Annotated in this window: 16 protein-coding genes and 1 pseudogene; 7 read left to right on the top strand and 10 right to left on the bottom strand. The window is 71.1% G+C overall.

Features of this window, described 5'->3' with window-relative positions; translation table 11 throughout:
- Window positions 1-103 precede the first annotated feature (103 nt).
- Window positions 104-1402, top strand: coding sequence for an NF041680 family putative transposase (locus CHB98_RS14255; RefSeq protein ID WP_143425090.1), 1299 nt, complete (start codon window positions 104-106; stop codon window positions 1400-1402).
- Between the two features lie 253 nt (window positions 1403-1655).
- Here the strand turns inward: CHB98_RS14255 and CHB98_RS21170 are convergent, their stop codons facing one another.
- The gene (locus tag CHB98_RS21170; RefSeq protein ID WP_143425089.1) at window positions 1656-3788 is read right to left on the bottom strand and encodes a hypothetical protein; all 2133 of its coding nucleotides are present in this window, start codon (window positions 3786-3788) and stop codon (window positions 1656-1658) included.
- Window positions 3789-5131: 1343 nt separating this feature from the next.
- Here CHB98_RS21170 and CHB98_RS14245 point away from each other — a divergent pair.
- From CHB98_RS14245 to CHB98_RS14220, 6 genes and pseudogenes are all read left to right on the top strand, one after another.
- Window positions 5132-5399, top strand: a pseudogene (locus CHB98_RS14245) (transposase); the annotation flags it as partial.
- 75 nt (window positions 5400-5474) lie between these two features.
- The gene (locus CHB98_RS14240) at window positions 5475-5717 is read left to right on the top strand and encodes a hypothetical protein (protein ID WP_245821163.1); all 243 of its coding nucleotides are present in this window, start codon (window positions 5475-5477) and stop codon (window positions 5715-5717) included.
- The gene (locus CHB98_RS14235) at window positions 5686-6003 is read left to right on the top strand and encodes a hypothetical protein (protein ID WP_089306251.1); all 318 of its coding nucleotides are present in this window, start codon (window positions 5686-5688) and stop codon (window positions 6001-6003) included. The genes CHB98_RS14240 and CHB98_RS14235 overlap by 32 nt, the downstream gene beginning before the upstream one ends.
- Window positions 5982-6740: a transposase gene (locus CHB98_RS14230; RefSeq protein ID WP_179224508.1), complete on the top strand. Its 759-nt coding sequence runs from the start codon at window positions 5982-5984 to the stop codon at window positions 6738-6740. Before CHB98_RS14235 ends, CHB98_RS14230 begins: the two co-directional genes overlap by 22 nt.
- Before the next feature lie 117 nt (window positions 6741-6857).
- Window positions 6858-7550 carry a hypothetical protein gene (locus CHB98_RS14225; protein WP_089306249.1) on the top strand — a complete coding sequence of 231 codons (693 nt, stop codon included), beginning with the start codon at window positions 6858-6860 and terminating at the stop codon, window positions 7548-7550.
- 776 nt (window positions 7551-8326) lie between these two features.
- The gene (locus tag CHB98_RS14220; protein WP_089306248.1) at window positions 8327-8884 is read left to right on the top strand and encodes a hypothetical protein; all 558 of its coding nucleotides are present in this window, start codon (window positions 8327-8329) and stop codon (window positions 8882-8884) included.
- 198 nt (window positions 8885-9082) lie between these two features.
- On the opposite strand, the gene CHB98_RS14215 is transcribed toward CHB98_RS14220, so the two are convergent.
- The 9 genes from CHB98_RS14215 to CHB98_RS14175 all read right to left on the bottom strand — a co-directional run bounded on the left by CHB98_RS14215 (window position 9083) and on the right by CHB98_RS14175 (window position 19574).
- Window positions 9083-10405, bottom strand: coding sequence for a hypothetical protein (locus tag CHB98_RS14215; protein ID WP_089306247.1), 1323 nt, complete (start codon window positions 10403-10405; stop codon window positions 9083-9085).
- A 3-nt stretch (window positions 10406-10408) separates the two neighbouring features.
- On the bottom strand, window positions 10409-10705 hold the full coding sequence (locus tag CHB98_RS14210; protein ID WP_089306246.1) for a hypothetical protein: 297 nt from the start codon (window positions 10703-10705) through the stop codon (window positions 10409-10411).
- A complete protein-coding gene (locus CHB98_RS14205; protein WP_245821162.1) occupies window positions 10702-11295 on the bottom strand; it encodes a hypothetical protein in 594 nt (197 codons plus the stop codon). The genes CHB98_RS14210 and CHB98_RS14205 overlap by 4 nt, the downstream gene beginning before the upstream one ends.
- A complete protein-coding gene (locus CHB98_RS14200; RefSeq protein ID WP_089306245.1) occupies window positions 11292-11864 on the bottom strand; it encodes a hypothetical protein in 573 nt (190 codons plus the stop codon). Before CHB98_RS14200 ends, CHB98_RS14205 begins: the two co-directional genes overlap by 4 nt.
- The gene (locus CHB98_RS14195) at window positions 11861-13771 is read right to left on the bottom strand and encodes a type IV secretory system conjugative DNA transfer family protein (RefSeq protein ID WP_089306244.1); all 1911 of its coding nucleotides are present in this window, start codon (window positions 13769-13771) and stop codon (window positions 11861-11863) included. The genes CHB98_RS14200 and CHB98_RS14195 overlap by 4 nt, the downstream gene beginning before the upstream one ends.
- Window positions 13772-13832: 61 nt before the next feature.
- Window positions 13833-15002 carry a M23 family metallopeptidase gene (locus CHB98_RS14190; protein WP_089306243.1) on the bottom strand — a complete coding sequence of 390 codons (1170 nt, stop codon included), beginning with the start codon at window positions 15000-15002 and terminating at the stop codon, window positions 13833-13835.
- Complete coding sequence (locus CHB98_RS14185) at window positions 14999-16507, bottom strand: ATP-binding protein (protein WP_089306242.1); 1509 nt, start codon at window positions 16505-16507, stop codon at window positions 14999-15001. The genes CHB98_RS14190 and CHB98_RS14185 overlap by 4 nt, the downstream gene beginning before the upstream one ends.
- Entirely contained in the window at window positions 16504-18018 is a 1515-nt protein-coding gene (locus CHB98_RS14180) for an SCO6880 family protein (protein ID WP_218822368.1), read from the bottom strand. The genes CHB98_RS14185 and CHB98_RS14180 overlap by 4 nt, the downstream gene beginning before the upstream one ends.
- Window positions 18015-19574: a hypothetical protein gene (locus CHB98_RS14175; protein WP_245821161.1), complete on the bottom strand. Its 1560-nt coding sequence runs from the start codon at window positions 19572-19574 to the stop codon at window positions 18015-18017. The genes CHB98_RS14180 and CHB98_RS14175 overlap by 4 nt, the downstream gene beginning before the upstream one ends.
- Window positions 19575-19578 lie beyond the last annotated feature (4 nt).

Genomic DNA, 19578 nt, shown 5'->3' with positions numbered 1-19578 from the left:
GGCGCCGGGCAGTTGCACCGGTGTGATTCGGGGTCTGGCATGCGGGCGGCCACCGCTGGATCCTTCGGAGTTGCGAGGCTTCGAAGCAACGGCGGTGGCCGCGATGGACAGTGTGTGCCCGACCGGTGGGGTTGACCAGAGCCTGGCCACGGCGAGGCTTCGAGGCTTCCGCGAGGAGGCGTTCGGCTGTCTGGGGCGGGGCCGGGACGCGCTGTTCGAGCTGGTCGACGGGTTGTTGGCGGCCGAGTCGATGCAGTCGCTGCCGCACTTGAGCCTGCCGCCGGTGCACCGGCGTGGCTGGGGCAGCGTGTATGCCGCGCTGGCCGTCGGGGAGGTCGACGCCGACCGGCTGGCGAAGGTGCTGGCCGGACACATGCACCAGGTGGCGCACCCGGTGTTCGCCGTGGACGCCAGCACCCGGCCGCGCTGCGATGCCGAGTGCTCGCCGGGGCGCGGGTTCTACTACTCGCCGACCCGGCACTCGGCCGGTCAGCCGATCGTGGCCGGCTGGTGCTACTCCTGGATCGCCCAGCTCAGTTTCGAGCGCGACTCCTGGACCGCGCCGGTCGATGCCCACCGGGTGCCGGCGGGTGAGGACCTCGGGCGGGTCACCGCCGCGCAGGTCCGCGCGCTGACCGCCCGGCTCGACATCGGCGAGGCGGTGCCGCTGTTCGTCTTCGACGCCGGCTATGACCCGATCGCGCTCACCGTCGACCTGGCCGATCTGCCGGTGGCGATCCTGGCGCGGATCCGGTGCGACCGCGTCTTCTACGGCGCGCCGGCGACGGCTCCCGGTCGGCTGGGGCGCCCACCGCGGCACGGTGCCCGGTTCTGCTGCGCCGACCCGACGACCTGGCCGGCTCCGGAGCAGGCGCTCGAGGCCGACGACGAGCAGTACGGCCGGGTGCAGGTGGCCAGCTGGGCCGGGCTGCACCCCAAGCTGGCCGGCCGCGGCCGCTGGACCGACTGCACCGCGCCGCCGATCGTGACCGGCACGGTGATCCGGGTCCAGGTCGAGCACCTGCCCGGGCCGCGCGGCCGGGCGGTGAAGACGCTGTGGCTGTGGTGGGCCGGCCCCGACCGCCCGGACCTGGACCGGTGCTGGCGGGCCTACATCCGCCGCTTCGACCTCGAGCACACGTTCCGCTTCTGCAAGCAGGCCCTGGGCTGGACCACCCCGCGGGTGCGCACCCCACAGCAGGCCGACCGCTGGACCTGGCTGGTGCTCCTGGCCTACACCCAGCTGCGCCTGGCCCGTCCCATCGCCGTCGACACACGACTGCCCTGGGAACGACGACTTCCGGCGCCTCGGCTGACCCCCGCCCGGATCCGCCGCGATTTCTCCCGACTGCTACCGATCCTGGGCACTCCGGCCAGCCCACCAAAACCCTGCGGCCGCTAGCCCGGACGACCGATCGGCAGCCGACGAGGCCCGGCGCCCCGCCAGCCAGCGATCAAGAAGGCTGCCGCCTGAAGTTAAAAGCCAAGCTAAGAAGTCGTTGCGGAAGTACGCCAGTGGGGTCAGCGGGCCGAGTCACAGCTGCCTGACCTGCGTCACTTGTCGGTCGGACAAGCCAAGCCGGACTTCCGCAACGACTTCTTAACAGATGGGGACACCTCCCAAGATCTTCATGCCGTGGTAACGCGGCCACGCGCTATGACCTGTCCACGTCTATAAGGCTCCGGGTTGCCACCTCAGCCCACTCCAAGGCGTGAAGCCATTCAGACTCGGAAGCCGAAAACCGACAACCGCTTAGCGCGGAAGCGACAAAGGGGACCAGATTGGCAAAGCCACCATGCTTGCTCGCGATATGTGCGAGCGCTTCCAAAGCGCGCGCATCCCCTGTTCTGGCGAGCACCGAGGCGGCCACTTCCGCAAAGAATGCTTCTTCGCCCACTCTTCGAAAACGACGAATCACCCCGTCCATACTCGAGCCAAGCCCCCTCAGCGCGCCGGCAGCGTGTCCAGCTGTGATGGGGTGGGCATCACGCACCACCGCGCTGAGGATCCGAGCGCACTGTTCCCGTCGGTCTGGCTCGAATCTGTGTAGCAGGACCGCGGCGAGGTAGCGCGTGTAGTCGTACGCCTGCTCGTCCTCGGCCAAGGTCACGAGATTCCTGACGATCTCATCTGCGGGTAGGGTCGCCAGCAGTCGCCCAAGAGCGCGCTCGGATTCGGCTCCGTTTGCCGCCTCCCTTGCACTCGCCAGTAAGGAAGGCGAGGGAGGTGCAACGACGGCAGGCGCCGCATCAGGCTTCGTGAGGGGCTCACTTCCTACGAACTGTCCCACCAATTGTCGAGCCGTGTCGGACGTTTCACCGACGTCGGCCGTTGCCAACTGCTTCAGAACCTGGATCGCCCTACTACGCTCTTCCGCCACGGCTGAGCGAGAGGCGAGCGCCGCGGACACCAACAGACGGAGCTTCGGCCGCTCCTCCTCGGAGAGGCAGGAAAGCAAATATTCAGTGTTTCCGAAGCCGGCACTTGCGCTGGCGATCTCGAAACGCAGTCCCTCTTCCAGGTCATCTCGACGCACGAGTGCCTGAAAACGTCCCTGATCGTCGGCCGTGAACACCTTATGCTGGCGCGCGCAGAGTCGAATGGCTGCAATGCGCGTATTCGGGTGGCAGTCATGGTCGAGGATTCCAACTCTTGCGGTCTCAGCGACGAGCCCGACGTCTACCTCGACCTCACCAGAGGACGTGAGTAGCGCGTCCGCGACATCTATGCTGAGACCGTTGTACGTGACGTCCTTCAGATACCGTTCAAGGCGCCCTGCGGCGTACCTGGCCATGTCGGCGCTCGTGGCAGCGATTCGTATTGCCTCGATAGCAAGCTCGATCTGCCGGTCCATGGTGGCTTTGAGGCGAGCCTGCAGCTTTTGGTCCTCTAGCCATCGAGGGTCGACGGCCCTCAAGTACTTTGGTTCAACAGCTGCCAACGTAGCGACAGCGTTCTTGATGCCCTCTCGCGAGCCGCCGCTCCACCGAGCCGGAGCTGTCCATATGGCGAGTCGCAGGAGGAGGCGGGACCGCTCCAAGGCAACATCGCGCCAGGTACCCGCATCCTTCGTCAGAAGTTCCACCGCGGCATCTCGCGCATCCGAGAGTGCCATTGCCCAAACGACCAGCTGACCCAGCTCGGGGTTTCCCACGAGTTGGGCGTCCAACGTGACCGCTAGTGCGATCGACGATTGCTCCGCTATCGCCACTGCGCAGGCGAGAGACGCAAATGTGCTATGGCGCCATTTGTACCGAAACTGATCTTCGGACGCAAGGATGGGTCGTAGGTCGCCTCCTTCAGCAATTTTGGGCTTGGGCGAGGCTATGAATCTCAACGCGAGGCGCTTTGCACCCGAAGGCGTGACATCTAGCGAGTCCCATGTAGCCTGCCCGAGTGTCCTTAGGATGTCGAGCGGCTCTCCATGGAATGCTTCACCACCCATACTCACGCGAACTAGGTCTATGAGTAGCTCCAGGGCATCCAGAGACGGTCGAAGCTTGAGCTCCAACGGATCTGGCAAGCCAGCAGCAAGGCGAACGAAGATGGGAAGCTTCGGAATGACTCGTAATATGCTCCAGTGTGCATTCCTGCGGTTTTCCCCGACCTTGTCAGTCCGACGGCTGATCAACTCCTCGGCCAGCGAGGCGACGTCGGCTTCGCTCAGGGGGTGTAGACGCAATACTACCGCGGGTGAGCCGGATGACTGAAGAAGGGGCAGAAGTGGGCTGTCCTCTTGGACGGTGATCAACGCGCAAGTTGCGGACTGGCGGAGTCCGACGGTCACGGTTGCGAGCGTGCCTGCAGGATCGGGCCAGGCATCAGCATCGTCAAGCAGGAGTAAGCGTTGTGCGTCAGGCGAGGTTGCCGGCGGGGGCTGGAGCAATGCCTCGAGAGGTGGCCCAACTTCGAGCGCTTGGCCCGTGCGAGGGGATGCTTTATAGATTGGCAAAGGACAGGTGAGGCCTTCCGAGGGCTCTGTGCTCAGTAGTCTTGTAGCGCTCGCAGCCGCCGTCTCCAAAAGCAGGGTTGTCTTACCAGAGCCCGGCGGGCCGACCAGGACGACGAAGCGGTTCGCGGATAGAAGCCGCAACCAGGGCTCCATGTCCCGAGCGGAGAACGTGATGACCGGATTGCGACCGTCCTGGCTCAATTCGTACATCCGGGAGCTGCTACCAGAGCCTGCGCCTGTGTCTGTGATCAGGTTATAGATTGCTTGCAGGCGAGCGCTCAGTGCCAAGTCGTTGATGATCGACCCGTTGGCGTTGTCCTGCCGCTTCGGGTGGCTACCGCGCCGGCCACTTTGTTGTTGACTGTATGCGGACTGCAGTAGCTCGTGTCGTGCTCGCCAGTGCAACTCCTCGGTCGAAACCAACGGATGGCGGCCGCGTTTAGCGGCGGCCCGGCGGCAGGCGGCGACGTAAGCGGTTACAAACTCCCACTCGGGTGGCCTCCTGATCTTGCCATTAAGGATGTTCGAGATGGCGGATATGCCTGGCATGGTAAATCCGGATGGGGATCGGATAGCAGCCAGTGCCTCCAGTGTGGGTCCGCCAACTTCGATCCTGAGTCGCCTTAAATCGCCACAGAAGCTCCGCAAGGCGGCGTCGTAGGTACTGAGATCGCTTTCGCCGCGTTCGGTCACTCCTTGCATCCCATCTTCAGCGAGTTCTAGTCCGTTTCAGTAGGGCCCGAGGTCGAGGCCCGGAAAACCGGCGATCTCGAGCGCCGTCTTTCTGACCCCTTCAGTGTTGCGCCGCATGTTATCGCCGACTCCTCAAGCTGGGGCCAGCAGATCGGCGAAGCGTGGAGGCCCTCATGTCGAAAGCAACCGGCGCTGTAGCGCCTGGATTTGCCGCGGTAACACTGGCGCTGTTGGTCTCGCACGGGGCTCCTTTGGGCGTCCTGATCCCGCTCCTTATCGGCAGCTTCGTCGTCTCCGTACTCGCGTTGATGATGCCGCAAGATTCGCATGACCGACTCCTCTGGTGGATCGATCGACGTAGGGACCGCTCGGAACGTCGCAGGATCCATGACGATCCGGCGGCCACCGGACGTACTAGGAAGACGTTGCAGAAGTAGGTCGTCGGGCTCTGTCCCGTCTTGACGGTTCGGCGCAGGCTGCGGCGCATGTCGTTGCCGGCGTCTTTACCGCCGTCGCGGCTGAGCAGTGACGAGCTGTGGGCGCTGGTCGAGCCGCTGATCCCACCGCGCAGGCCGGCGGTGCACGGCCGCACCGGCCGGCCCCGTACCTCCGACCGGGACGTGCTCGAGGGCATCGCGTTCCTGCTCTCCACCGGCCGCAGCTGCACCAGGCGGTGCTCGACCGACTGGGCGAGCAGGCCGGCTGGACTGGTCGCGGGCCAGCCTGGACTCGGTCAGCGTCCGGGCGAAAAGATGACATGCGGAGGGACCCCCTCAGCTCAGCGCACCGTGGAGTGCGTCGGGTTGTTGGAGCTTGAGGAGGTCCCCGATGCGGATCGTAGGAGGACTGGACGTCCACCGGCGGCAGATCACCTTCGACTACCTCGATGGGCGCAGCGGCCAGTCCCGGCGGGGCCGGATTGCTCCGGCGGACCGGTTGCGGTTGCGCCGCTGGCTGAGCACGACCGTCGCCAAGAGCCCGGCGGCGTTCGCAGTCGAGGCCTGCACCGGCTGGCGGTTCGTGGTGGAGGAGCTGCAGCGTGCCGGGATCGAGGCGCATCTACGTCGATGACCTGCTGAAACGCATCGGTCCGCATGTCGTGCGCCCGGAGTCGCGGATCCGGTTGGGATGGATGCTGCTGGCGCTGCTGAGCCGGGAGGGGCCGAGGAACTGCTGGACGCTGGCCGAGCAGGCAGGCGAGGCCCGGCCGTGGGGCATGCAGCATCTGCTGGCGCGGGCGGTGTGGGACACCGACGCGGTCGCCGGTGAGCTGCGCGACTTCGTCGTCGAGCACCTCGGCGCCGCCGACGGAATCCTGGCGACGGAATCCTGGTCGTGGACGAGACCGGGGATCTGAAGAAGGGCCGACACACTGTCGGCGTGCAGCGGCAGTACACCGGCACCGCCGGGCGGATCGAGAACGCCCAGGTCGGCGTCTATCTCGGCTACGCCTCCCGGAGCGGGCACGCGATGATCGACCGGGAGCTGTATCTGCCGCGCTCCTGGACCGACGACCCGGACCGCTGCGCGGCCGCCGGCGTCCCCGCCGGTTGGATCACCGCCGACGAGGTCTACGGCGCCGACCCACGGCTGGCCCGCTGCCTGGAGGAACGCGGCATCGGCTCCGTGCTCGCCACCGCCGGCCACCGCCGGCTGCCGGTCGATGCCGCCAGCGCGCGCACCGCCGCGCAGATCACCGCCGACCTGCCCCGCTCCGCCTGGCAGGTCCGCTCGGCGGGCACCGGCGCGCACGGCCCCCGCCGCTATGCCTGGGCCTGGGTCGAGCTGGACCCGCGCACCGCGGCGCCGGCCCGCCGACCCCAGCCGGGCGAGCAGCAGGAGCAGCTCCCGCCGGGAGTCTGGTCGCTGCTGGTGCGCCGCAACCTCACCACCGGGGAGCTGGCCTTCTACCGCTGCTACACCCCCACCCCGACCACCCTGGCCCAGCTGATCCGCGTGGCCGGGCAGCGGCCGCCGCACTCGCTGCTGGAGGACTCTGATCTGCAAGGGGATCCCCTTGCAGACATCGCTGCCGGCTATGTCGGTCGAGCTGATGCCGTGCCGGTCGCCGTTCCCCGGTCGGTACTTCCCTAGTCGCTCTATGCGATAGACCGCTGAGGGTCTTGAGCTCTGAACCGAGTTCACCACGCTGCCAGTCGCCGCGGCTGATGCTTTCCTGGTGACGTGGGCCGCCCAGCCTAGGGTCAGCCTGTGTCGAGCGACCCGTTGCTGGAGCCGCCCTCGCAGATCCTGTGGCCGCTAGGACAGCACATCAAGGACCCGTCCCCTGAGAGCGCTTCGGCGGTGCTGGCACCCGATGACTCCTGGGTGGATTTGAAGCTGCGAGCGGCCCGCTGGTACCTCGACGTCCTGCAGCACCTGGAAAGCGCCGTCGGCCTTGACCGGCACGCCGGGGTCGAGATGGCCCTGGACGGATGCCTGTCGAACCTGACAGGGGCCGTGGACGCGGCCCGGGCACGACTGATCGTCACACTGGAACGCCGGCTGAGCACTCCTCCGTTGCAGGAGCACCAGTACGACCTCGCAAAGGCCGACAAGCTTGTCGCCCAGCTCGTCACCCAGGGCGGAGCTGCTCCCTCGGTCGGTGCACTGCGGAACGCTCGCGCAGACGAGAAGGCGGCGGTCCCGACCGGCTGGCTCGCCCAGGCCCGACGGCTGCGAAACCGCACGACCCACCACACGACGTTGGCCCGTCACTTCGACGCGGTCATCAACGAGCCGACCAGTGAGGGCCGGGCCACCACCAAGCTGTCCCTGCCGGGCGCCCCTGGCGACTCCGTCGACGTCACCGTCTGGCTCGCCGACTGCCTACAACGAGCAGTAGACCTCTGTGGCGACCTCCTGCACGACGCGCGAGCGACCGGCCACTTCATCCCCGACTAGGGCAGCTGCGGCACCTCAGGTACCTCAGTCATCCTGGGTGGTGTGGCAGCCGGTGGCCGCATCGGCCCCCTGGCGTTGGCCGCAAATCCCGGAGCGCGTCCGCAACCTGATCAGCACCGCGACAGCGAGCCGATTCCGGCCACCGCCCGGATAGCGATCGGGTGCCAGCCGGTACGCAGCGGCCACCTTGGGAGCGTTGCCATCACCGATCGTTCGTGCCAATCTCCGACTGGCGCTGCTGTCCCCTACCCGATTCCCGACTGCCGGTCCTCAGACCGGTGCTGGTGCACCCGGCCGCGTACGTCTCAACAAGTGGATCAAGATCGGCACGCTTATCTCGATCGTGTCCGGCCTCGCAGCACTCGCTGCCTACTTGGAAGGGGGTACGACCATGGTCGCTAGCGCGGCAGTCAACCTCGCTGTAGCCATCGGCGTCGCGGTCGGGGGTCGGGTAGGGGGCAGCAGCCCGTCGACGTAGGCGTTCGCCCTGCGTGGGCAACTTCGGTCGCTCACGGCTGACTGGAGGGCTTGAGCTCAGGAGAGGCACGACCCCGCCGGCCGGTCCGCCACTCGTGCTTGCTGGCAGACACGCTTCATCTCGCTAGCCCACAGGCGTCCGGTAGCCGATCCGCTGTGGAACGTCCTGTGCTGGTCCGTAGAGCCCTCTACGGTTCGCCGTAGCCGGTTCCGCGTACGGGGCGCCACCAGGCTGCTCGTCGTGCTGTGCTTAGCGCCTGTCGATGTCCGCAGGAGGAGCAGTGCCAACCAGCAGTGGCGTGCCGCTCTGGGTCCCGCTTCTTGTGGGTTTCCTGGGTCTACTCGGAGTGCTCTACACGCAGTGGCGTTCCGACATCCGCGAGCAGCGCACCCGAGACGAGGCACGCCAGCGCGAGCAGGAGCAGTGGGATCGGCAGGAGCGGCAGCAGCGTGAGCAGTGGGCCAGGGAGGACGCGGCCCGCAGCTACGAGCAGCGTCGGGACGCATATCTCAGGTTCGTCACGCAGTTCGATCAGGTGTGGGAGCTGGTGGCCGGCCGGTATTACTTGCCTGGGCACTGGCCGCAACCGGTCCCGGAGGATGACCGGACCTACGTGGAGCTTACTGAGGAGCTCCGCACCTTGCGGCTCTTCGCATCCACGGCGGTCACCGATATTGCTGACGACGCTGTGAGGACCCTCCAAAGGTTTGATGGGCTGCCGCCCCACCAAGGCGAGCACTACGAGGACGCGGAGGATCTCAACGCACGTCTCAGGCAGAAGTACGACTTGCTTCAGGAGACGATGCGCAGGGACCTTGGAGTGCCTGATGAGCCTGCACTAGGTGCCGCCGAATAGGTCGATCGTCGCCTGCAGCGTTCAGAGCCGTGATGGCGGCTCAAGCTCAAGGCGGACCACGACACTGCCTGCCGCAAGGGAATCCTGCAGGCGCCCGTGGTCGCGCATCAATCTGCCGCTTTAGGTCGCTGACGCCACGACCGGAGTCGCCGTGTCCCGCAGGAATCCCCTTGCGCGCGCGTCCCGCGCGGCGATCGGCTATCGAGACGGCGGTGCTTCCCGTCCCGTCCGGTGCGACGACTGAATGGTGGTGGCGTCGCGATCGAGACTTTGGGGATGGCTGAGCAGTCGCTCGGCTGCGACCGGCGCCCGTGCCCTCGGGGCGTGCCGGGTGGCCTGGTGCCCTCGAGCCAGCGACCCCATGCTGGCGGCGCGGTGTAGCGCGTCGGCCAGTCCGGTCGATAGTTCCGCGGCCCTGCCGACGACCTGCCGCAGGCGGTCGAGGTCGGCGCCGCGGGCCTGCACGTGTCGTCCGGCGATCACCGCGGCCACCCGGTCCTCCGGCATGTTGTCCATGGGAGGTAGGTCCCGAGCGTTCGCGTACAGCTGTCCGGTGCGGGACCAGCGGTCGACGGCCGAGACGAGATGCTCGGCGAGGACCGACAGCTGGCCGGTGACCTGCTGCATCCTGCTGGCGACGGCCGCCAGGTCCTCCCAGTCGCGGAGGGCCGCGATGTCGGTGTCGAAGGCGACCTGTGCGCGCAGGTGGCCCACGAACGTCAACGCCCACGGGACGACGCCGTGGGGATCGGTGGACCGCGTTTGTCGGCCGTCGTCGAAGACCGTGCTGGCGCGGCCGACCAGCTGCCAGGCGAGCCCGGTGACCAGCAGCGGTCCGGCGTCGTTGCCGGTGGCGGCTGCGGTGACGGTGGCGGCGCTGCGGCTGGTGATCTCGGCCGCGGCGACGGCGGCCCGGAAGTTGCGCAGGCTCAATTCGTTGCGTTCCCGGGCTCGGTCGACTGCCGCGGCCAGCGCCCCGGAGGCATCCAGGACGGTCAGCTGTGCGGCTGCCAGCGGGTTGCCTGGCATGGGTACCAGGCGGTCGAGCACCGCCGCACCGGCCGCCGTCGGGGGGTCGGTCTGTGCGAGCTGTTCGACGACGACGGCCAGCTCCCGGACGGTCGCCAGCTCGTCGACCGCCGCCTGTGGCAGCAGCCGGTGGGCGAGCCCCGCGGAGTGGTCGGCGACCTCCGCCAGTTCGACGCTGACGGCCCACCGGTGCGAGCGGCCCATGATGGCGCGGTCGCGGCCGACGAGGTCGGCGGCGGCGCCGGCTAGGTCGGTAAGGGGTCCGCCGGTGTGCGGCCACAGCCTGCCGACGGTGGTGCACGCGGCGGCGAGGTCGGTGATGGTGCGCTGCCGCATGCTGTTGCCGGGCGTGAGCCCGTCGTGGGCCAGGCCGGTGAGCGCCCGGCCGAGGTGGTCCAGTGTGCCGGTGACGTCCTCGATCGTCGCCGAGGGCTTCGGCTCGGTGGCCCGCTGGGTGAGGCCGTCGAGGAGCTGCTGCAGGGTGGTGGCCACTTCTCAGCCCAGTCGCCGCAGGGCGTGCCGGGCGGCGCGGGCGGCGTCGAGCACCTGGGGGTTGGCGAATGCGGCCTCGTCCAGCAGGCCGAGTGCTCCCATGGCGGCACGGACGCTGGCCCGGGGGTCGCCGTCGATCAGCGGTGTCGATTCGGTGCGGGCGCCGGCCAGTTCGAGCAGCTCGGCGGCGTAGAGGCATTCCAGGGCGATGTCGGCGGGCACCTGTTCCCGGTCGGCGCCGACGGCGTCGAGGAGCGAGGCGGCATAGCTGAGCGGGTCGCTGGCCACGTCGGCGGTCATGACGGTCTCCTGTTCTGAAGGTCGGCTGGGTCGAGGCTCGGTCGGCGCGGCCAACCGGGCGGGACGCCGTAAGGGATCTGTGGACGACCAGTGCTGTTGTGGACGACCGGGGCTCCCGCGGCGGTCGCCGTTCGGTCACCGGTAGGGCGGAGGGGCGGCAGGGCGTCCGGGCAGTCGTCGAGCAATCGCCAGTGCAGCTCCCGGGCCGGGTGACGGGCGGGCAGCGGCGCGGCGGCGGCCAGGGCGGGCAGCCGGGCGGCGATGTCGTAGTCGGTGGCCGCGGCCCGGGTCAGCGCGGCGGCCAGGGGCGGCCAGTCCGGACCGCGCACCAGTCGGGCATCGATAGGGGCGACGAGCTCCGACCAGGTCGACTCGGCCGCCGTGTCGTCGGCGTCGTCCGGTTCGCTCTCCAGGTCGGCCGCGATCTGCAGGATGCGGACGGCGATCGCCCGCCGGTGCTCGGCGGTGGGGGCGTCGCACCAGGCGGCCAGTAGGGCGGGGGTGTGCCGCGTCATCCAGCGGCGGCTGACGCGCACGCCGTCGAGCAGCGACATCCAGTCCCCGCGGCCGTGCGCGGTCGAACGGCTCATGGCCTGTCGATCCCGCTGCCGGTCGGCCCGGCACCGCTCTCGGTGGCCGGGGTCCGGCGGAGGTCGTCATCGAACAGCGCTCGCCGCGCTTCGGTGGCCTGCCGGCTGTCGTAGTCGATGGCCCGGGAGCGGGCGGGCCAGTCGGTGTGCCGGCCGGGCGGGCAGCCCGTACCGAGTCGTTCGCTCATCCGGGCGTGGAAGCTGGGCAGCGCGTAGCGGTGCCACTCCTCGAGCGCGTGCGGCACGAGGGCGGCGGCAGCGGTGATGCGCAAGCAGGCGAGCACGGCGAGCTCCTGGACGAGGTGTGGGTGACGGGCCCAGCAGGACGGGATCGCGTGTGTGGTCTGCCAGGCGTAGGTGTGGTTGAGCCAGGCGGCTACGTCGCCCAGCCACGGCCACAGCTGCTGACGGACGGACGGCGAGCAGGTGGCCGGGTCCCAGGGCCGGTCCAGCAGTGGCAGGCCGGTGGGCTCGAGGCCGGCGTCCTCGGCCAGCCGGAGCTGTTCGAGGGCGCGGCGCACCTCCTGCGGCGGCTTGGGAAAGGGGACGGCGAGCGGGGAGTCGGTCATCGGGTGTCCTGCCCGGTCGGGGCCAGGCCGGCGCTGGCGGCCGCCCGGTGTGCGCGGGCGGCGCGCTCGGCCGGAGCCGCGGTCTCGTCGCGGACGGCGGCGACGCGGTCGCGGGCGGCGGACTGGGCCCCGAGCAGCTCCGCACCGCGGCGGCCGGTGAGGCACCGGGTGAGCCGGGCGATCAGCGGCGGAGCGTTCTCGGCCACCACCAGCGCCCGACCGGGCGGCAGCTGGCGGATCTCCTCCGGTCGCAGCACCGGCACCGTCTCGCCGTGGGTGGACCGCCCCCACCCGGCTCCTCGGTAGCTGTAGGAGGTGCGCCGCACCCGGGTGGTGCCGAGCAGCTCGGAGAGCTCGCGGTAGAAGGCGCCGTCCTTGCCGCCGCCGAAGGCGACGATCACGTTGGTGAGCCCGAACAGGGCGCGGGCCTCGTCCTCGCCGTAGACGAGCACCAGCTGCCGCCAGGTCTGGGCGGCGTAGATGAAGCTGACCCCCAGCGCCCGGTCGTTGGCCATCCGGGTGCGCAGGGTCGGCAGCGGCGCGGTGGAGGGCAGCTCGTCCAGGCAGGCCAGCAGCGGCGGGCACAGCCGCCCGGTGGGCCCGGCGGCGGCCAGCTGCAGTGCGGTGTCGAGGACGTGCTCGGCCAGCGCGGTCATAAGCGGGGACGCCGAGGCGTAGGGGTCCTCGCGGCCGAGCAGGTAGATGGTGCCGCCGGCGGACAGCAGCGCCGGGATGTCGATGGCCCCCCGGCCGGGTCCGGGCACGCAGCGGCGGCGGATGTCGGCCTGGAAGAACAGCGCCAGAGCCTGCTGCACGGTCGTCGTCGTGTTGCCGGCCGTGCGCGGATCACCGTGCAGGGCGCCGTGCAGCAGACCGTCCCAGAACGGTGCGGCGTGCGGATGGGCGCGCAGGATGTCGGCCGGCTGGCTGGCCGCCTGGGGATGGGCGGCCCACTCCAGAACGTGCTCGAGGCTGCGGCCGGTCAGCGCCGCGGCGTGCAGATAGGCCTGCAGCACCTTGGCCCCCTCGAACGCGTAGAACCGCGCCGCACTGTCGCTGCTGCCGCCGGTGACCGCACCGGTCACGGTGCCGGCGGTGAACGCCTTGGCGCGGCGCTCGGCGACCATCGGGTCGACGCAGCCGGCGACCGGGTCCCACACCAGCTCAGGCAGCCCCGGCACCGCGCCGAAGGGGTCGAGCACGGCGACCGGACGGTCGCCGTCGGCGCGGGCGTCGAGGGTGAGCAGCAGGTCTTCGGCCTTGGTCAGGGTCACCAGCGCCGGGCCGGGGGCGTCGAGCAACGCGGGGACGAGCAGGTCGAGGGTCTTGCCGGAGCCCTGCGGGCCGTAGACGCCGGTGGTGCGGTCGAAGGGCACCCACAGCTGCCCGGCAGTGGGGACGGCGGCGTGGCCCAGCCGCCAGCCCACCTCCCGCTCGACCGACGGGTGGACTCCGCGTCGGCGGCCGCTAGGCAGATCCGGGCGGATGATGCGGGCGGCCTGGCGCAGTCGGGCGGAGCCGAGCGCCTCGGCGGCCTGGCCACGGGTGGCCATGCCCGCTCCTCCGCCGAGGAATCGGTGCGCGGCCCACACCGCTCCCCCGCTGCCGCCCAAGAACAGCACGAGGACGGTGATGACGGCTGCGTACACGGCGCCCGTCCTTGGCAGCGCTGCGCTTTGCGTGTGGTCGAGGCCAGCGGCCGCGTCGCCGGTGAGCAGCCCGCCGACGGAGGCGACCAAGGCGACCGACCCGTCCGGCCACACCCAGCCGCCGCCGGTCAAGAGCGCCGCGGCGGCTCGGGCGGCGGGCAGCAGCAGTGCGCCTGCGGTCAGCCAGACCACGGCGGCGGCGGCGGGGATCTCCCAGCCTGCAGGGCCGACGTCGGGTTGGGAGCGGCCGGCGCTCACTGCCGCCGTCCTGTCGGCGTTTCGTGCATGGCTCCTCCTCCGATGTCTGGCATGGGGTGGCTCATCCGGCGTCGGGGGCGTCCAGGTCGACGCCGCGGTCGGCGAGCCAGGGCACTGGGTCGACCGGAGCGCCGTCGAGGCGGACCTCGAAGTGCAGGTGGACGCCGGTGCTGTTGCCGGTGGAGCCCTGGAAGCCGAGCAGTGCCCCGGCGGGCACCTGCTGGCCGGGTGTGACGGTGTAGCCGGACAGGTGCGCGTACCGGGTGGTCACTCCGCCGCCGTGGTCGAGTTCGACGAGGTTGCCGTAGCCGCCCAGGCCGAGGTTGCCGTCGCGGTCGCAGAAGACGCTGGTGCACGCGGCACGGATCACGGTGCCGCCGCTGGCGGCGTAGACCGGCGCGCCGCGGGGGCCGGCGAGATCGACCCCGGCGTGCAGGGTTCCCCAGCGGGGTCCGTAGCCGGAGGTGACCGTGCCGGAGCTGGGCCGGACCCACGACCCGGCCGCCGCCGGCAGGCCCGGGCAGACGCCGGGCGCCGCGCCGAACGGGTCGACCGCGGCGGCCTGCGCGGCCGGCCACAGCATCGCGGTCAGCTCCCGGGCCAGCGGCTCCCAGCGGGCGTAGGCGCCGCCCGCGGCCGACACCTGCACAGCCTGCGCCGCCCGGGTGAGCGGGACCGTCTGCCAGTTCGGCACCTCGACGAGCCGGGCGTAGAAGGCCTCGGCGGCGTAGACGGGGTCCATCAGCTGGGCGACGGTGCCCCAGCCGGCGATCCACCGCTGCTGGAAGGTGTTGACGCTGTCGTGGTCGGAGCCCAGACCGTCATGCGTGTACTGCAGGCTGGTGGCGGTCACCGCGGCCTGCTCGGCGGTCAGTTCGGGGCTGCTGCCGTCGTTGGCCAGCATCTGGATCCGGGACTCCTGGTAGGCGGTGGCCAGCGCCACCGTGGCCGCGTACGGCCCGAGCCCGCGCCCCGCGGCGACGTGCGCGATGGTCTGCGCCTGCCCCATCTGGACGGCGTCCAGGTCGACGCCGGCGACGGTCGCGCCGGTGCCGCCGGTCGAACAGGCGGAGGAGGCCGCCGGCCTCGATGCCTCCGGGGCAGCGAGCACGGCCAGCGGGATGAGCAGCAGGGTGAACGCGGTGATCACAGGGATGGCGGCGGGCGCGGCGGCCTGCACCAGCCACCGCGTGGCGTAGACCCGGACCGCTCCTTCCGCCGGTCCGCTCACGCCGCTCCTCCGGCGGTGAGGGCCTCGTTGGTGTAGGTCAGCCGCAGCTCGGGCTCGGTGAGGACGGTCTGCACCTTGAACGCCCGGTCCCCGACCAGCCACAGCGCCCGGCCCTTGCCGGCGACCGCCCAGCCGGTGACCACCCGCTGCGCCACCGGGGACAGGCCGAGCATGCTGCCCAGCTCGTCGCCGACAGCCTGGTCCTGGCCGTGCAGCACCCGGGTGTCGCACAGGTGCAGCAGGTCGCGGGCTATCGCCACGGCTTGGGAGGTGGCGTCGCCGGCGGTGAGCATGTCCGAGGGCTTGTGGGCCAGCAAGATCTGCACGTCGGCGTCCCGGCGGGACAGCCGCAGGTTGGCGTCCAGGCTCTTCATGGCCTCCACGCCCAGGCGCATCTGCCGCCACGTCTCGTCGCGGACCACGATGCGCAGGTCGCCGGGGTCGGCAATCTCGCGCATCGCCTGGCCCCAGGAGTTCAGGCAGGTCAGCGCAATGCCGACGGCCTGATCGCCGAGCGGCTCCAGCCGGGACAGTGACAGCGACTGGATGGGTGCGCGCCAGTCGACGTCGATGCTGGTGTGGTCGTCGAACAGCCCGGCCAGTGAACCCTTGACCAGGGCGCCGAGGGCGTCGCGCAGGACGCGGGTGGCGTCGAGGAAGTGCCGGAGGTCGGCGTACCGGCAGCCGGCGACCAACTCGTCGGGAGGCTCGTCGAGCGCCCGCCACAGCTGCGGCAGGGTGGGCTCGCTCAGCCGGGTGGCGCCCGAGCGGTAGCCGGTGAGTAGCCGCAGTGCCTCCCCGACGGCGTTCTCCTCCACCGGGCCGAACGGCACGGACTGCGAGCCGACCAGGCCGCGCAGCAGCACCAGCCAGCGGGCGAAGATGATCGCCTCGCGGCGGCGCGCCTCGGCGGCATCGAGCCGGTCCCAGCCGTGCCCGAGGGGGCCGAAGGCGAGCGGGTTGATCCGCGCGGGCAGACCGTGGCCGATGGCGAACGGCTCCACCCCCAGCTCACGGCACAGCGGTTCGTACTCGTCCTTGGTGTCCCCCAGGACCAGGGTGCGGTAGCCGTAGCCAAGCATCCGCAGCGCGAAGGCCTTGACGGTGGCGGACTTACCGCGTCCGGGTTTGCCGAAGACGACGACGTTGGGATTGGTGACCGGGACGTCGTCGTCGGTGACCCAGCCGACCGGGTCGCAGTAGAAGGTCCCGCCGGAGAGCAGGTCAATGCCCATCTGTGCGCCGGTGGGCGGCAGGCCGGGCGTGGGGATCAGCGGCCACGCCACCGGGGTCTGCTCCGAGGTCATCCGCCACACCGACAGCGGGGCCGGGGTCGCGGCCCGGCCCCGGCCGCGGCCGCGGGGGCCGCGGCGGGGCACCCCCGAGGTGAACGGCGCCCGCTCGCGGGTCGCCGCCGGTGCTGTAGGGACGGTGGGCAGGCGGTGGCCGAAGTCGTCGAGCAGGACGGCGACATCGCGCCCGCGGCGGGACATGCGGCGGGTCATCGTCGCCCCCGCCGATTCGGCAGCCCCACGCCGAGGGGGATGGCAGCGGCGGCGAAGCCGGCATCCTGCGCCAGGTCCAGCCGCAGCGGCACGAATCCGGCGGCGCGGACGGAGGCGGACAACCGGCGGCCGTGCTCGGCGACCGGCCAGGACGCCGGGACGGTGACGCAGGCAGCGGCGGCGAGGCGGACCAGTGCCCGGCCGGTGGCCAGCTTCTCGTCGGCTGCGCCGATCCGCTCGGTGTCACGGCGCTGGCGGGCCCGCTGCTGGAAGCCCATCCGGGCGCGCAGCTCGTTGCCGGTGGTGGCGCTCATCTCCTCCCGGCCGACCATCCGGGTGGCCCGCTCCAGCGGCAGCGGGGCGAGGAACACCGTCAGGCAGCGCCGCTCCCCCGCCGTGGTCGGCACCAGCACCGGCGCCAGCGCGCCGAGCACCGCCCCCTGGTCGGGCAGCAGGATCGTGTCCGTGACGGACGCCCACGCGTCGTGCACGTAGTGCCGCACCTCGGCGCGGGCCTGGGTGGGGCCTGCGGCCGCCATCGGCACTCCGGCGGCCACCTGCTGCCCGGAGGCGGCGGCCAGGTCGGCGGCGACCAGCGGGCCGCGATCCCCGGGGGCGAAGCCGGTGCGCACCGCGGCGGCCAGCGCGGCGGAGTCCAGCCAGGAGACCGCGGTGCAGCCGACCGGGCCACGCAGCGCCGTCTCGACCTCGGCCATCGCTCCGTGCAGCACGCGGGCGCGGCCGTCCACCCCACCACCGGCCTCTTTCGCAGCCCGGGCGAGCCGGCCTTCGCCGGCGACGACGGTCACGAAGGCCTCGGTGCGCACCGCCGCCGGGCTCAGCATCGCCCCCAGCAGCGCGTTGACCTGGGTGGCCAAGGTCGGTGCGTCGCCGCGGGTATGCGCGCTTTCCCAGGCGGCGCGTTCGGCACCGTCGTCGGGCACGGTGCGCAGGTGCACGGCGAGGAGGTCGACCAGTTCGGTGCGGGCGGTCAGCTCGCACAGCTCCGCCAGCCCGGCGCCCATCCGGTCCCGCTCGCCCGGCTCGGCCAGTCCGACGCCGGGATGGGTGATCCGGGCCACCGCCGCCCAGGTGCGCGCTGCGGAGTCCTGCACGATCACCGGGCGGTCGAACAGCTGCCCGAAGGGCGGCCCGTCGTGGGTGCGGATGCCGGCCAGGACTCCCGGGAGGTCCGCCTCGGCCAGGTCGTCGGCCGTCCCCGATGCGGCGCGTGAGCCGAACGCCGTCCATCCCATGAGCACTCCGATCGCGTGCAGGAGCAGGTCGGCCGTCCAGCGGCCGGCCGCGCGACCCCGGACGGGCACCAGCAGCACCGCGGCCAGCAGCGCCCACACCGGCAGCCAGCCGAAGAACAGCCCCCAGGCCTGGGCGTTCAGCGCAAGCAGCGCCGGCACGCCGGCCAGGGCGACCAGTGCCAGCTGGGCGCCGGTCATCCCGAGGAACCAGCCCGAGACGTCGCGGGAGTAGTCGCCGTAGCGGTGAGCGCTCACCGCGCACCGCCATCGGCAGGCCCGTCGTCTCGACGAGGTGGCCGGGGAACCGGCGGGCTGGCATCACCCGCGTCGGCCGGGTGGTCGTTCCGGTCGTTGCCCGCCAACCGGAACGACGCCGGACCTGCGCCACCCGACAGCAGTCCGCCGTCGTCCGTTCGCGCCGAGCCCCCCGCCGAACCGAGCGCTGCTCGGCCGTGTCCGTTGGAGCCGGGAGTGGGTACGGGCGGTCCGTAGTAGTGCGCGGAGTGCCCGATCCCGGCGCCGGAGAGCACGTCGGCTGCCGAGGCGGCCACCCCCGCGGCCAATCGGCCCGCCTGTGCAGTGCCGACCGTGAGTCCGTGCAGGACGCCGGCGAACCGGCCTTGCGTGGCGGAGTCCGCGGTCGACTCGCCCTGCGCCCGGTCCCCGGCCATCTGCGCGGCGGCCCCCGAGGCGGCCACCCCTCCGGAGGCCGCCATGGCCCCGCCACCCGCGGCCGCGGCACCCGCGGCGCGGCCACCACCCCGGCCGCCGAGATTCCCCAGCGCGCCCATCACGCCGCCGGAGGCGGCCAGCGAGGAGCGCAGCGCCGCGCCGCTGGAGGTTCCCGGGTCGACGAAGGCCAACAGCCGGAACAGCGCCAGCGGACAGATCGCCGCCAGCAGAATCAGCAGACAGCCGACCACCGCCATGCCGACCGCCTGCTCGGTGCTCGTCTCCTCGGCTCCGGTGAGGATGCCTTCGGTGACGGTCACGCCCACCCCGAGGACGAGCACGGCCACCGGGGCGACCAGCAGCGCGGCGAGGAACCAGCGCAGGCTGCGCCAGAACCAGGAGCTCGACGTCTGCGCCAGCAGCCCGCCGGCCGAGATCGCCGACGTTGCCGCCAGCACGATCAACGCTGCCTCGCGGACCAGCATCAGCAGCAGGAAGCCGACACTGGCCGGCACCAGCAGGAAGACCGAGGAGACACCCAGGACGGTGGCGACCGTGCCGTCGACCAGGTCACGGCCCACGCTGATCGACGGGTCGAAGGAAGCCATGTTGTCGATGCCCAGCAGGCTGCTCAGCAGGGCGGTGGTCAATCCGGAGACACCGGTGACCAGCAGCGCGGCCACGCCGACGTAGCTGGTCCACATCAGTCCGAACTGCAGGAGGCCGACCAGCAGTCGGCCGAGTGTCTCCCCGTCCCGGCGCAACGCCGCGACGCCCAGCTGCACCATGGCCATCAGCGCGGCCAAGGTCGCTCCGATGCCGAAGGTCACCGGATACACCGCCGCCAGCGGGCCGCCGGCGGACAGGTCCGGCGTGGCCAGGGCGTCGATCACGGAGAAGGCCAGGCCGAGCAGCCACAGTCCGGCCTCCCACAGCGAGAGCATGGCGTTGATCCACACGTCGGCGACCACCGCGCCGGCCGCCTCGCCGAGCACGCAGAACGGATTGATCGGAAGGCACGACAACGCCCCGTCGTCGGTAGCCGGCTCCGCCGGGAACGCCAGCACCGTCGAGTCCGCCGACGCCGGAGCCGAGCTCGCCAGCCAGCCCGCGACCGTCAAGACAGCGATGACGATCAACGCC

The organism is Geodermatophilus pulveris (genome assembly GCF_900188375.1).
In the GTDB taxonomy this organism is placed as follows: domain Bacteria; phylum Actinomycetota; class Actinomycetes; order Mycobacteriales; family Geodermatophilaceae; genus Geodermatophilus; species Geodermatophilus pulveris.
This window is presented reverse-complemented; position numbering and strand designations above follow the sequence as displayed.